The sequence below is a fragment of the Planomonospora corallina genome (genome assembly GCF_042650625.1).
Taxonomy (GTDB): domain Bacteria; phylum Actinomycetota; class Actinomycetes; order Streptosporangiales; family Streptosporangiaceae; genus Planomonospora_B; species Planomonospora_B corallina.
The window spans coordinates 233,801-247,987 of record NZ_JBHSBM010000012.1 but is presented as its reverse complement, the minus strand read 5'-3'; the positions used below and the strand labels follow the sequence as shown (position 1 = coordinate 247,987).

At 71.3% G+C, this 14,187-nt stretch carries 11 protein-coding genes and 1 tRNA gene; all 12 read left to right on the top strand.

From position 1 onward, the window contains the following. The first annotated feature begins 125 nt into the window (after positions 1 to 125). The 12 genes from mfd to ACFOWE_RS09020 all read left to right on the top strand — a co-directional run bounded on the left by mfd (position 126) and on the right by ACFOWE_RS09020 (position 14,080). On the top strand, positions 126 to 3,698 hold the full coding sequence (gene mfd / locus ACFOWE_RS09075) for a transcription-repair coupling factor (RefSeq protein WP_377286743.1): 3,573 nt from the start codon (positions 126 to 128) through the stop codon (positions 3,696 to 3,698). Positions 3,699 to 3,726: 28 nt separating this feature from the next. After that, complete coding sequence (locus ACFOWE_RS09070) at positions 3,727 to 4,323, top strand: SurA N-terminal domain-containing protein (protein WP_377286742.1); 597 nt, start codon at positions 3,727 to 3,729, stop codon at positions 4,321 to 4,323. Between the two features lie 13 nt (positions 4,324 to 4,336). Further along, a complete protein-coding gene (locus ACFOWE_RS09065; RefSeq protein ID WP_377286741.1) occupies positions 4,337 to 5,287 on the top strand; it encodes a MazG family protein in 951 nt (316 codons plus the stop codon). Positions 5,288 to 5,419: 132 nt separating this feature from the next. Beyond that, a complete protein-coding gene (gene eno, locus ACFOWE_RS09060; RefSeq protein WP_377286740.1) occupies positions 5,420 to 6,697 on the top strand; it encodes a phosphopyruvate hydratase in 1,278 nt (425 codons plus the stop codon). Between the two features lie 164 nt (positions 6,698 to 6,861). Continuing rightward, positions 6,862 to 7,308, top strand: coding sequence for an FtsB family cell division protein (locus ACFOWE_RS09055; RefSeq protein WP_377286739.1), 447 nt, complete (start codon positions 6,862 to 6,864; stop codon positions 7,306 to 7,308). Between the two features lie 199 nt (positions 7,309 to 7,507). Then, complete coding sequence (locus ACFOWE_RS09050; protein ID WP_377286738.1) at positions 7,508 to 8,053, top strand: DUF501 domain-containing protein; 546 nt, start codon at positions 7,508 to 7,510, stop codon at positions 8,051 to 8,053. Continuing rightward, positions 8,050 to 9,009 (top strand): Ppx/GppA phosphatase family protein, encoded by a 960-nt coding sequence (locus tag ACFOWE_RS09045; protein WP_377286737.1) that lies wholly within the window; start codon positions 8,050 to 8,052, stop codon positions 9,007 to 9,009. The genes ACFOWE_RS09050 and ACFOWE_RS09045 overlap by 4 nt, the downstream gene beginning before the upstream one ends. Positions 9,010 to 9,177: 168 nt before the next feature. Next, positions 9,178 to 10,368, top strand: a complete 1,191-nt coding sequence (locus ACFOWE_RS09040; RefSeq protein WP_377286736.1) for a hypothetical protein — start codon at positions 9,178 to 9,180, stop codon at positions 10,366 to 10,368. A gap of 168 nt (positions 10,369 to 10,536) precedes the next feature. Continuing rightward, positions 10,537 to 11,334, top strand: a complete 798-nt coding sequence (locus tag ACFOWE_RS09035; protein WP_377286735.1) for a uracil-DNA glycosylase — start codon at positions 10,537 to 10,539, stop codon at positions 11,332 to 11,334. 169 nt (positions 11,335 to 11,503) lie between these two features. Continuing rightward, positions 11,504 to 12,820 (top strand): NAD(P)/FAD-dependent oxidoreductase, encoded by a 1,317-nt coding sequence (locus tag ACFOWE_RS09030; RefSeq protein WP_377286734.1) that lies wholly within the window; start codon positions 11,504 to 11,506, stop codon positions 12,818 to 12,820. Positions 12,821 to 13,018: 198 nt separating this feature from the next. Further along, positions 13,019 to 13,091: transfer RNA gene (locus ACFOWE_RS09025), tRNA-Leu, on the top strand. 197 nt (positions 13,092 to 13,288) lie between these two features. Further along, complete coding sequence (locus tag ACFOWE_RS09020; RefSeq protein WP_377286732.1) at positions 13,289 to 14,080, top strand: Bax inhibitor-1/YccA family protein; 792 nt, start codon at positions 13,289 to 13,291, stop codon at positions 14,078 to 14,080. The last annotated feature ends 107 nt before the right edge of the window (positions 14,081 to 14,187 follow it).

Genomic DNA, 14,187 nt, shown 5'->3' with positions numbered 1-14,187 from the left:
CGTCACGCACCGACCGTTCGTTCCCGCGTGCCGGCCCGGGCCAAGTAGCCTTGACCCCACAGCCCCCGTGTCGAACCCGGCCGGGGGCCGCATCTGTTGCCGTCGTGGGGCTGTGGGCGATTCCGGTGAGTCTTTCAGGACTTCTTGACCTTGTCGTGGCCGAGCCTGCGCTGGCCTCCGCACTGGACGACGCGCGGCTGGGCGTCGGCTCCGGAGCCTCGCTGGTGGGGCCGCCCGCGCTGCGGCCCTTCGCGGTGGCGGCGCTGGCGTGCCGCGGCGCCGCCCGTGACGCCGGGTCCGCCGGGGACGCGACCGGGACGCGGACCGTGCTCGCGGTGACCGCGACCGAGCGCGAGGCCGAGGACCTGGCCGCCGCCGTCTCCAGCCTCCTGGACGAGCACGCGGTCGCCGTCTTCCCCGCCTGGGAGACCCTCCCGCACGAGCGCCTCTCGCCGCGCAGCGACACCGTCGGCAAGCGCCTGGCCGTACTGCGCCGGCTGGCCCACCCCGTGCCGGGCGACCCCGCCGCGGGCCCGCTCAGCGTCGTCGTCGCCCCCGTCCGGGCGGTGCTCCAGCCGATCGTGCGCGGCCTCGGCGACCTGGAGCCGGTACGGCTGCGCGCCGGCGACGAGGCCGACCTCGACGGCGTCGTGCACGCCCTGGTGTCCGCCGGCTACCACCGGGTGGACATGGTGGAGAAGCGCGGCGAGGTGGCGGTCCGGGGCGGTCTGCTGGACGTCTTCCCGCCGACCGAGGAGCACCCGCTCCGCCTGGAGTTCTGGGGCGACGCGGTCGAGGAGGTCCGCTGGTTCAAGGTGGCCGACCAGCGCTCGCTGGAGGTCGCCGAGGGCGGGCTGTTCGCCCCGCCCTGCCGGGAGCTGCTGCTGTCGGACGAGGTCAGGGCCCGGGCCGCGGAACTGGCCGCCGAGCACCCCGAGCTGGCCGAGGTCCTCTCCCAGCTCGCCGAGGGAGTCCCGGTCGAGGGCATGGAGGCGTTCGCGCCCGTGCTGGCCGGGGAGATGGACCTGCTCGTCGACCACCTGCCCGCGCGGGCGGCGGTCCTCGTCTGCGACCCCGAGCGCATCCGCAGCCGCGCCGACGAGCTGGTGCGCACCAGCCAGGAGTTCCTGGAGGCCTCCTGGATCACCGCCGCGGCCGGCGGGCAGGCCCCGATCGATCTGGGGGCGGCGGCCTTCCGCACGCTGGAGGAGGTCCGCGAGCACGCCGGCAAGCTCGGGCAGCCGTGGTGGTCGATCGCGCCCTTCGGCGGCGGAGACGACGAGCTCGACGAGCACCGGGACGGCGCGCTGGTCCTCGACGCCCGGGAGGCGGAGGCCTACCGGGGCGACACCCAGCGGGCGCTGGCCGACATCAAGGGCTGGCTGGAGGCCGGCCGGACCGTCGTGCTGGTCAGCGAGGGCCACGGACCGGCCGAGCGCATGGTCGAGCTGCTCAAGGGCGTGGACCTGCCCGCCCGCCTGGTGCCCGGCATCGACCGGACCCCCGACCCGCGCGTCGTGCACGTCACCACGGGCCTGCTCGAGCACGGCTTCGTCAGCCCCTCGCTGGCCGTGCTGACCCACCTCGACCTGGTGGGCCAGAAGGCCTCCACCAAGGACATGCGGCGCCTGCCCAGCCGCCGCCGCAACATGGTGGACCCGCTCCAGCTCAAGGTCGGCGACCACGTGGTGCACGAGCAGCACGGCGTGGGCCGCTACGTCGAGATGGTGCAGCGGACCGTGCAGGGCGCGACCCGCGAGTACCTCGTCATCGAGTACGCCAAGGGCGACCGCCTCTACGTGCCGACCGACCAGCTCGACGAGGTCACCCGCTACGTCGGCGGCGAGGCGCCCACGCTCAACCGGATGGGCGGCGCCGACTGGGCCAAGGCCAAGACCCGGGCGAAGAAGGCGGTCAAGGAGATCGCCGGGGAGCTCATCCGGCTCTACAGCGCGCGGATGGCCTCGCCGGGGCACGCCTTCGGGCCGGACACGCCCTGGCAGCGGGAGATGGAGGACGCCTTCCCCTACGCCGAGACCGGCGACCAGCTCGAGGCGATCGAGGAGGTCAAGCGCGACATGGAGCGCCCGGTCCCGATGGACCGGCTGATCTGCGGCGACGTCGGCTACGGCAAGACCGAGATCGCGGTGCGGGCGGCGTTCAAGGCCGTGCAGGACGGCAAGCAGGTCGCGGTGCTGGTCCCGACCACGCTCCTGGTCCAGCAGCACCTGTCCACCTTCGCCGAGCGCTTCTCCGGGTTCCCGCTGAACGTGCGGCCGATCTCCCGCTTCCAGACCGACGCCGAGGTCGCCGAGACGCTGCGCGGGCTGGCCGACGGCTCGGTGGACGTGGTGATCGGCACCCACCGGCTGCTCTCCCCGGAGATCAGGTTCAAGGGCCTCGGGCTGATCATCATCGACGAGGAGCAGCGCTTCGGCGTCGAGCACAAGGAGGCCATGAAGCGCATGCGCACGCAGGTCGACGTGCTGGCCATGTCCGCCACGCCGATCCCGCGCACGCTGGAGATGGGCCTGACCGGCATCCGCGAGATGTCGACGATCCTCACCCCGCCGGAGGAGCGCCACCCGATCCTCACCTTCGTCGGCCCCTACGACGAGAAGCAGATCGCCGCCGCGATCCGCCGCGAGCTGATGCGCGACGGCCAGGCCTTCTTCGTCCACAACCGGGTCGCGAGCATCAACAAGGTGGCGGCCCGCCTGCACGAGCTGGTCCCCGAGGCCCGCATCGCCGTCGCGCACGGCCAGATGAACGAGCAGCAGCTCGAGAAGATCATGGTGGGCTTCTGGGAGCGGGAGTTCGACGTGCTCGTCTCCACCACGATCGTCGAGTCCGGCCTCGACGTGCCCAACGCCAACACGCTGATCGTGGACCGGGCCGACAACTACGGCCTGTCCCAGCTGCACCAGCTCCGGGGCCGGGTCGGCCGGGGCCGCGAGCGCGGCTACGCCTACTTCCTCTACCCGCCGGAGAAGCCGCTCACCGAGACCGCCCACGAGCGGCTGGCCACCATCGCCCAGCACACCGAGATGGGCGCCGGCATGTACGTCGCGATGAAGGACCTGGAGATCCGCGGCGCCGGCAACATCCTCGGCGCCGAGCAGTCGGGCTTCATCGCGGGCGTCGGCTTCGACCTGTACGTGCGGATGATGAGCGAGGCCGTGCAGGAGCAGAAGGCCAAGCTGGACGGGGGCGAGGTCGAGGAGCGGCCGGAGGTCAAGGTCGAGCTGCCCGTCAACGCGCACATCCCGCACGACTACGTCACCTCCGAGCGGCTCCGCCTGGAGGCCTACAAGCGCGTCGCGGCCGTCTGCACCGACGACGACATCGCGGCGGTCCGCGACGAGCTCACCGACCGGTACGGCAGGCCGCCGGCGGAGGTGGAGAACCTCCTGGCCGTGGCGCGCTTCCGGATCCGCGCCCGCAAGGCCGGGCTCACCGACGTCACCCTGCAAGGGCAGCACATCCGCTTCGCCCCGGTGCAGCTGCGCGACTCCCAGCAGGTCAGGCTCCAGCGGCTCTACCCGAAGGCGCTGCTGAAGCAGGCGACCGGTACGTTGCTGGTGCCCGTGCCCAAGACCAAGCCGCTCGGCGGGCGGCCGCTGCACGACCTCGAGCTGCTGAAGTGGTGCGGTGATCTGGTCGAGGCGATGTTCCTCGAGAACGTGCCGGTAAAGTGAATCGGCGTTTCGTCGTGAAGGGATCGAAGTGAAGTCGACTCGAGTGCGCGTCATCCTGGCGGCCGTGGCCGCCGGTGTCACGCTGACCGCCTGCTCCCCGTCCCAGGTCGGGACCGCCGCCATCGTGGGCGGCGAGAGGATCAGCTCCAGCGAGCTGAACGCCGGCGTCAAGGAGTTCGAGGAGGCGCTCACCCGGACCGGGATGGGCGGTCAGATCCAGACCCCGGCCCCGCAGGCCGTGCTCGGGGGTCTGATCTCCATCGAGCAGATCAGCCAGCTCGGCGAGCGCAACGGCGTCACGGTCACCGAGACGGAGATCGACGACTTCCTCACCTCGGTCAGGACCGAGCTCGCCAAGCAGGGCCGGCAGCTCACCGACGAGCAGCTCGCGCTCAACAACGGCCTGCCCCCGTCGAAGCTGCGCGACCTGGTCCGCATCAGCATCATCCAGGACAAGATGATGAAGGGCTTCGGCGCCGGCGAGGACGAGGCGTCCCGGCAGGCCGCCTCCCAGAAGTTCGCCCAGGAGACGCAGACCATCAAGGTCGTGCAGAACCCCCGCTACGCCGCTGCGGACCCGCAGGACGACAAGGCCGCCCGCTTCGGCGTGCTCCGGGCCTCCTGACCCGGCCGCCGGCATGGCGCTGATCGTCGTCACCACCTCGCCCCGGGTCGCCCCGGGCCTGCTCGGCCACCGCGCCTGGCAGGTCCTGGCGGCCGGCCCGGTGCGCACCGCCTCGCCGGACCACCCGCACCTGCCGTTCCTGGCCGAGGCCGGGATCGCGGTCGAGGTCGCCGAGCCGGACCCGGCCGCCCTGGTCCGCGAGGCCCGGGAGCGGGACGTGGTCTGGCTGGAGGCCGACGAGGCGCTGATGCGCGCGGTCGGCCACGCGGCGATCGCCCTCGGCGACCCGCCGGTGATCGAGGTCGTGCCCGGCTCGTACGACCTTCCGGGCGCCCGCCTGCTCGACCTCGTCGCGGTGATGGACCGCCTGCGCACCCGTTGCCCGTGGGACGCGGAGCAGACCCACGAGTCGCTGGCGCCGTACCTCCTCGAGGAGGCCTACGAGGTGCTGGAGACCATCGAGGAGGGCGACCGCGGCGCGCTCCGCGAGGAGCTGGGCGACCTGCTCCTCCAGGTGGCCTTCCACGCGCGCGTCGCGCAGGACCGCCCCGCGGAGGAGGGCGGGTTCGACGTCGACGACGTGGCGGCGGGCATCGTGGACAAGCTGGTCCGCCGGCACCCGCACGTGTTCGCCTCCGTCGAGGTGGACGGCGCCGAGCAGGTCAGCGACAACTGGGAGGCCATCAAGGCGGCCGAGCGGGCGGCCAAGAGCGGCGGCGACGCGGGCTCCGCCGTCGACGGCGTGCCGATGGGCCAGCCGGCGCTCTCCCTGGCCGCCCAGCTCCTGCGCCGCGCCGCCCGGGTGGGCGCTCCCACCGTCCTGCCGGAGGACGTGCCCGCCGACGGCCTCGGCGCCCGCCTGTTCGAGCTGGTACGGCAGGCGCACGCCGAGGGGCTCGACCCCGAGGCCGAGCTGCGGGCGGTGGCCCGCGCCTACCGTGATCACATCCGCGCCCGGGCCTGACGGGCGGGACCGGGGGAGGATTCGGAGGGCGGGACACGCCGGGGACGCGGCCACGACGGGGCGGTAGCCGTACCGGGAAGTAAGGGTCGATAGGCTTTTTCCGTAACTGTCTTGAGACCTTAGGAGCGCTTCGTGGCTTCCATCGAGGGCGTGCACGCCCGCGAGATCCTTGACTCCCGGGGTAACCCGACGGTCGAGGTCGACATCCTGCTCGACGACGGCAGCGAGGGCCGGGCCGCGGTGCCGAGCGGGGCCTCCACCGGCCAGTTCGAGGCCGTCGAGCTCCGCGACGGCGAGGGCCGCTACGGCGGCAAGGGCGTGGAGAAGGCCGTCCTCGGGGTGACCGACGAGATCGCCGACGAGATCCTCGGCTTCGACGCCGCCGAGCAGCGGAGCATCGACCAGGTCATGATCGACCTGGACGGCACGCCGAACAAGGGGCGGCTGGGCGCCAACGCGATCCTCGGCGTCTCGCTCGCCGTGGCCAAGGCCGCGGCCGAGAGCGCCGAACTCCCGCTCTTCCGCTATCTCGGCGGCCCGAACGCGCACGTGCTCCCGGTGCCGATGATGAACATCCTCAACGGCGGCGCGCACGCCGACACCAACGTGGACATCCAGGAGTTCATGATCGCGCCGATCGGGGCGGAGACGTTCCGCGAGGCGGTACGCATGGGCACCGAGGTCTACCACGCGCTCAAGTCCGTGCTGAAGGAGAAGGGCTACGCCACCGGCCTGGGCGACGAGGGCGGCTTCGCGCCGAACCTGCCGTCCAACCGCGACGCCCTCGACCTGATCCTCGTCGCGATCGAGAAGGCCGGCTACACGCCGGGCCAGGACGTGGCGCTCGCCCTCGACGTGGCCGCCTCCGAGTTCCACAACGAGGGCGTCTACACGATCGACGGCAAGGGCCTGTCCTCCACGGAGCTGATCTCCTTCTACGAGGACCTGGTCGCGAACTACCCGCTGGTCTCCATCGAGGACCCGCTGGACGAGAGCGACTGGGAGGGCTGGAACGCCATCACCCGCGCCCTCGGCGACAAGGTCCAGCTCGTCGGCGACGACCTGTTCGTGACCAACCCCGAGCGGCTGGCCCGCGGCATCGCCGAGGGCACCGCCAACGCGCTGCTGGTCAAGGTCAACCAGATCGGCACCCTGACCGAGACCCTCGACGCGGTGGACCTGGCCCACCGCAACGGCTACCGCTGCATGATGAGCCACCGCTCCGGCGAGACCGAGGACACCACGATCGCCGACCTCGCCGTGGCCACCAACTGCGGCCAGATCAAGACCGGCGCCCCGGCCCGCTCCGACCGCGTGGCCAAGTACAACCAGCTGCTCCGCATCGAGGAGCTCCTCGACGACGCCGCCCGTTACGCGGGCCGCGCCGCGTTCCCGCGCTTCACGCGGTAGCTTTCGCTGCGTAGGGTTCGCGTCCGCCGGTCCCGGCGGGCGCGGGCCGTACGGCGGAGCCGCGGCGCGCAGTGCCGCCGTCGGCGCGGCGAGGCGCCCGCCGCGTCCCCGTGCGGATCCGCGAGGCGGAGCGCCGTGATGAGCAGGCGAGGCGGAGCATCGTGATGAGCAGAGTGAAGCGGCCGCAGCTGACGGGACGGGCCGCGGTGCTCGCGGTCGTGGTCTGCGCGATCGCGATGAGCCTCGCCTACCCCGTCAGGGAGTACATCGCGCAGCGCCGCAACATCGCCCAGCTCGAGCAGGAGAAGGCCCGGGAGCTGGCCGCGATCAAGGCGCTGGAGGACCGGCGCAGGCAGCTGCAGGATCCCGGTTACATCAAGCGGCAGGCCCGGGAGCGGTTGTTCTACTGCGAACCCGGCCAGAAGTGCTACGTCGTCATGGACGACCGGCCCGGCGGCGGCGCGGAGACGGCCGCGCCGAAGAAGGCCGCCGTGCCGCCGTGGTACCAGACCCTCTGGGAGTCGGTCGAGGCCGCCGACACCGGGAAGGGCCGCAGGGCGAGAACCGGTGAGGAGGCCGGCGCGTCGCGCTCGCCGGGCTCCGCGGGCTGAGGTGCTCGCCGCGGTGACCGGCGCCCCCTCGCTGTGCCGATGGCGACACTGCGTGTCGCGGCGAGGGGGCTGGTAACCGCTGTCTTCCCTCGTCGCGTGCTCGCTCCGCTGCGCGCGCTCCTCAGTCCAGACACCGGCGCCCCCTCGCGGGCAGTGGAGTCGATAGCCTGGGAGCCGTTCTCTGTGGGGGTGTTTCCTGATGGTTGACGACCGCGACGTGGCGGCGGTGGAACAGCAGCTCGGCCGGGCGCCGAGAGGACTGCGGGCGGTGGCGCACCGCTGCCCGTGCGGGCTGCCCGACGTGGTGGAGACCGCTCCGCGGCTGCCGGACGGCTCGCCCTTCCCGACGCTGTTCTATCTGACGTGCCCCAGGGCCAACTCCGCCATCGGCACCTTGGAGAGCACGGGGACGATGAAGGAGATGCGCGCCCGGCTCGCCGAGGACCCGGAGCTGGCTTCGGCCTACCGGGCCGCGCACGAGGACTACGTCGCGCGCCGCGACAAGGCGGCCGCCGAGGAAGGACTGGAGCCGCTGCCGCGGGGCATGCAGAGCAGCGGCGGGATGCCGGACCGGGTCAAGTGCCTGCACGCGCTGGTCGCCCACGAGCTCGCGGCGCCGGGGAGCAATCCCTTCGGTCGCGAGGCGCTCGACGCGCTCGGCGAGTGGTGGGCGGACGGACCGTGCTGCCAGGTGGAGGGGTTCGGCGAGCCCGGCACGACCGTTTCCGAGGAGGACTCACAGTGACCCGCGTCGCCGCGATCGACTGCGGCACCAACTCCGTCCGCCTGCTGGTCGCGGACGTCCACGCCGACTCGCTCCACGAGGTGGAGCGGCGGATGGAGATCGTCCGGCTCGGCCAGGGCGTGGACGAGACGGGCAGGCTCGCCCCGGAGGCGCTGGAGCGCACCTTCGCCGCGATGCGCGCCTACGCCGCCCTGATCGAGGGCCACGGGGCCGCCGCGGTCCGGGTGGTGGCCACCAGCGCGACCCGGGACGCCGCCAACCGGCAGGACTTCGCCGACGGCGTGCGGGAGATCTTCGGGGTCGATCCCGAGGTGGTCACCGGCGCGGAGGAGGCCGAGCTGTCGTTCACCGGGGCCACCGGGGACATGGTCACCCTCTCGCCGGAGACCGGGCTGCCCACGCCCTCGGGCACCCGCCCGCCGTACCTCGTGGTCGACATCGGCGGGGGCTCCACCGAGTTCGTGGTCGGCGCGACGCACGCGGAGGCGGCGCTCTCGGTCGACATCGGCTGCGTACGGCTGACCGAGCGGCACCTGCGCGGTGCGGGCGACCCGCCTCCGGCCGAGGCCGTCGAGGCGATGACCGCGGACATCGACGACGCGCTCGACCGGGTCGCGGAGGAGGTGCCGGTGGAGCGGGCGCTGACCATGGTCGGCCTGGCCGGCTCGGTGACCACGGTCGCCGGAATAGCCCTCGAGCTGGACGAATACGATTCGAACAGAATCCACCACGCGCGAATTCCGGCAAATCGGGCGCACGAAATATCGCACCGTTTGCTTAATATGTCCCATTCTGAACGGGCGGCCATCCCGGTCATGCATCCCGGTCGCGTCGACGTCATCGCGGCCGGTGCGCTCATCCTGGACCGGATCATGCAGCGGTACGGCTTCGCCGAGGTCGTCGTCAGTGAGTGTGACATCCTCGACGGCATCGCCTGGTCGATCAGCAAATCTTGACAACATCCGGACGAAATCTGATTCGTTATCAATTGAGTGATCCATCCGTTTTATGGTTAGGTAAAGAAGCTTTAGCGAGGCTTTGCCGTGGGGCCCGGCACAGCTTGTTGCCGGGGCGGCAACCGTCTCCGAGCGCAACCGCTTCCTAACGAAACGGAGCATCCCCTCATGAAGTCCGGTCTAGCGAGCAAGCTGGCCGCCGTCGGAGCCGGTGCGGCCATGCTGGCGACGATGACGGCGGGACTGCTGGCCACGCCCGCAGCGGCGGCCACCGGTCCTGACCACAAGCACAAGGCGAAGCCCGCCGTCTTCGCGGGCAAGCCCAAGGTCTCCCTCTCGGACTACGACGGAGAGTGCCCGGTCAAGGTCACCTTCTCCGGCACGATCAAGGTGAAGGCGACCGCGGGCAAGACCAAGGTCGCCTACCGCTGGGTGCGCGGCAACGGGTCCAAGAGCGCGGTCAAGACCTTCACCGTGGGCAAGGGCGTCAAGCACGTCACGGTGAAGGAGACGCACAAGATCGGCAACGACACCAAGGGCTGGGAGGCCCTGGAGGTCCTGTCGCCGCGTAAGGCCGTCTCGGAGAAGGCCCACTTCAAGGTCTCCTGTGACGACGACCGCAAGCACGTCTACAAGGACGCCTACACCATCCACAGCACGCGCCGCGTCCAGACCAAGGTCTGGGTGGACGAGGGCAACTGCAAGGCGCTCCTGGTCGGCCGCATCAGCACCTACGGCCACCGCTGGGTGCACTACCGCTGGGTCGTCAACGGCCGCGTCGTCGACTACGGCAAGGTGCACGTGGACGGTTCCACCACGGTCCGTCACCTGATCCGCACCCACGACGACCTGCGTGGCTGGGCGAAGCTGGAGGTCGTGGGCCGCTACGGCAGCTCCGACACGGCCGGGTTCAAGATCTGGTGCAAGGACTGGCACCGGCCGCACAAGCCGGGTCACCCGCACAAGCCCGACCACCAGGTGAAGGCCGACGTCACGCACGTGGGCGCGACCCAGGTCGCCCGCGGGTGCCCGAACGGCGTCGTGAAGGCCTCCGGCACCATCCACTCCGACGGCCCGGGCAAGGTCAGCTACACCTGGGTCGTCAACGGCAAGGTCGCCGGCGGCGGTGACGTGGTGTTCGGTCACGGGGGCGGCAGCAAGAGCGTCCACGGTGAGTGGTCCTCCTACGCCACCAAGGGCGGCACGGTCGTCCTGAAGATCGACGGCGACTCGGCCGCGGACCACTACGCCTCGGTCTGCTCCTCCGTGCAGGACAAGACGGAGGACAAGGCGGCCGACAAGCCGGCTCCCGCCTCCCCCGAGGCTCCCGCCTCCAGCGGGGCCCCGGCAGGCGCCTGAGGCCCTTGGACGACACTCCGGCTGAGGGAGACCTGAGCCGGGGAGGACGGTGAACGAGGCGGTGCCCGCTCCGTGCGGGCACCGCCTTCGTCGTTTCCGCGTGCCGCGGAGCCGGGGGCGAGCCCGCCGGAGGGGCGGGAGACGGCGGGCGGTGGCACGATCGGAGGCATGAGCTTCGTTCCCCCGGGGACCGGCTGGCCGGACGACCCCGCCCGGCCGGACACGCCCGTCGCGCACGACCCCGCCGAGGTGGGAGACCTCGCCGCCACCAGCGGCACCCTCGCCGAGCTGACCGCCCGGCAGTCGGTCTGCCGCGCCTGCCCGCGCCTGGTGGAGTGGCGCGAGGAGGTCGCGGAGGTCAGGCGGCGGGCCTTCGCCGCCCAGACCTACTGGGGCAGGCCCGTCGCGGGCTGGGGAGAGGAGAAACCAGAGGTCCTGATCGTGGGACTGGCCCCGGCCGCGCACGGCGGCAACCGGACCGGCCGGATCTTCACCGGTGACCGGAGCGGCGACTGGCTGTTCGCCTCGCTGCACCGGACCGGGCTGGCCGCGCGGGAGACCAGCGTGCACGCGGGGGACGGGCAGCGGCTCATCGGGGCGCGCATGGCGGCCGCGGTGCGGTGCGCGCCGCCAGGGAACAAGCCCACGCCGCAGGAGCGGGCCGCGTGCTTCCCCTGGCTGGCCCGGGAGGTCGGGCTCGCCGCGGAGAGCCTGCGGGTGCTGGTCGCCCTGGGCGGCTTCGCCTGGCAGGCCGTCTGGCCCGCGCTGCGGGAGGCGGGGTACGCCCTGCCGCGGCCCAGGCCCGCCTTCGGGCACGGCGTCGAGGTCGAGATCTCCCGGGGCGGAAGTTCGGCGCATCTTCTGGGCTGCTATCACCCCAGTCAGCAGAACACCTTCACCGGCCGGGTGACCGCCGAGATGCTCGACCAGGTCTTCACCAGGGCCAACACGTTGCGTGGTCTGTGAGGTCCATCACAAAAGGGAACAAATACCGAATTTTCATCGGTAATGATGGTCAAATCGTTCGTTTTACGTAAATTTGGGTGAAGTTGCCAAGGGGGTCCCTGGCGCTCGCGGAAGGGCGGACGTATGCTTGTGAAAGCTTTCACAAAGCCCCCGACCTAAGGATGCCGAAGTGAACACCAGCTCCAAGCACATCGTGGTCGTCGGTGGTGGCTATGTCGGCCTCTACACCGTGCTGCGGCTGCAGCGCACGCTCCGCCGGGAGCTGCGTGAGGGCAGTGTGCGCATCACCGTCCTGACCCCCGAGTCGCACATGACCTACCAGCCGTTCCTCCCGGAGGCCGCGGCCGGCAACCTCTCCCCCCGCCACGTAGTGGTCCCGCTCCGGCGGGTCCTGCGCAGGGCGACGATCCTGAACGGTAAGGTCACCAAGGTCGACCACGCTTCCCGGAAGGTGTCCTTCGAGCCGAACGTCGGCACCCCCTACGAGATCGGCTACGACATCGTCGTCATGGCCGCGGGCTCGGTCTCCCGCACGCTGCCCGTCCCCGGGCTGGCGGACGCCGCGATCGGCTTCAAGACGGTCGGCGAGGCGATCGCCCTGCGCAACCGGGTGCTCGGCCTGCTCGACCGGGCCGAGACCAACGACGACGAGGCCCTGCGCCGCCGGGCGCTGACGTTCGTCGTCGTCGGGGGAGGCTTCGCGGGCATCGAGGCGCTGGCCGAGCTGGAGGACATGGCGCTCGACGCGGTCCGCTACTACCACAACGTCAAGCGCGAGGACATGCGCTGGGTCCTGGTGGAGGCCACCGACCGGATCCTGCCGGAGGTCGGCCCGGAGATGGGCCGGTGGACCGCCGAGCAGCTCCGCGAGCGCGGCATCGAGGTCAAGATGAACACCCGCCTGGAGTCCTGCGAGGGCGGCCACGTCAAGCTCTCCGACGGCGACGAGTTCGAGGCGGCCACCATCGTCTGGACCGCCGGCGTGAAACCCAGCCCGGTGGTGAACGCGGGCGACCTGCCGCTGGACGAGCGCGGCCGGATCAAGACGACCACGCGGCTGACCGTGGCGGGGACCAAGGGCGCGTTCGCCGCGGGCGACGTGGCCGGGGTGCCCGACATGACCAACCCGGGCCAGTACTGCGCGCCCAACGCCCAGCACGCGGTCCGCCAGGCCAAGGTGCTCGCCGACAACATCACCCGCCACCTGCGCGGCGAGGAACTGGTCGACTACCGGCACAAGTACGTCGGCTCGGTCGCCGGTCTGGGCCTCCACAAGGGCGTCGCCAACGTCTACGGCGTCAAGCTCCGCGGGCTGCCCGCCTGGTTCATGCACCGCACCTACCACCTGTCGCGGGTGCCGACCGTCAACCGCAAGGTCCGGGTGATGGCGGACTGGACCCTGGCGCTGTTCTTCAAGCGCGAGACCGTCTCGCTCGGCGAGATCGAGGCGCCGCGCGAGGAGTTCAAGGCCGCCGCGACGGCCTGAGAGGCCGAGGGCGCACGTGGTCTCCCGTGCCGGTCACGCGCGGGAGGCCGCCGTGCCGGCCGGTCCGCCCTTCCGCAGGCTCACACGGCCCGGTCCCGATCGCCCCGGGGCCGGGCCGTGTGCGGACCGGTGCGGGAAACGGTGCGACAGATGGGGTGAACGGTTACGTCCGGGTGGTCCGTTACGTATGATTGCGGCGCCCCCGTAGCCCAATGGCAGAGGCACACCCCTTAAAAGGGTCGGGATGCGGGTTCGAATCCCGCCGGGGGCACTGCGCCGTCCGCATCCGCGGTGCCGCCGGACCCCGCGAAGAGTGCAGGGAGGGGCGGGAACTTCCCGGAGGCGCTGGTCGTTGAAGAGGACGGCGGTAGCCGTACCGTCACGCGTGCATGATGATATGAGCACGATACGGCTGTGTGACGACCGATCGAATACGCTGATCGCGTAGGTCGCAGCGTGGAGGCAGCGATGGAGAGCAAGAACCCCGTATTCAAGCGGCAGCCCCAGGGCCGGCAGGCCTGGGGCGGGCCGACCCCGACCCCTGAGCAGCTTCAGGGCATGTACGACGCCCCGGCGTACGCGCAGCACGCCCCGCCCGCCTACCGGGCGATGACGATCGACGACGTGGTCGTGCGGGGCTTCATGACCCTCGGCACGCTGGTCGTCTCGGCCGCCGCGGCCTGGGCGCTCAACCTCGGCTGGGGCGCGGCGATGGCCGGCATGCTCGTCGGCCTGGTCCTGGCGCTGATCGTCTCGTTCAAGCAGAGCACCAACCCGGTGCTGATCCTCGGCTACGCGGTCGGCTACGGCGTCGCCGTCGGCGTGCTCAGCCACCTGATGCAGGAGATCTACCCGGGCATCGTCATCCAGGCGGTCCTCGGCACGGCCATGGCCTTCGGCGGCATGCTGACGGTCTACGCGCTGCGCATCGTCCGGGTGACGCCGAAGTTCACCAAGTTCGTCGTGGCCGCGGCCCTGGGCCTGATGGGCGCGCTGCTGGTCAACTGGATCGCGAGCTTCTTCATCGACGGCGGCTTCGGTCTCCGCCAGGCCGGCCCGGTCGGCTACCTGGTCAGCGTCGCGGCGATCCTGCTGGGCTGCTTCTTCCTGCTCCTCGACTTCAACCAGGTCGAGGAGGGCGTGCGGGCCGGTGTCCCGGCGAAGTACTCCTGGCTGATGGCCTTCGGCCTGACGATGACCCTGGTCTGGCTCTACCTGGAGATCCTGCGCCTGCTGAGCTACTTCTACAGCAGCGACTGATCCTCGCACCGTAAAAAACGGTTAAACCCCGCCGGAAATGATCCGGCGGGGTTTTTTCATGACAAAACGGGCATATTGTGTGTAAAACGCAGTCGGAGGTCGACGGC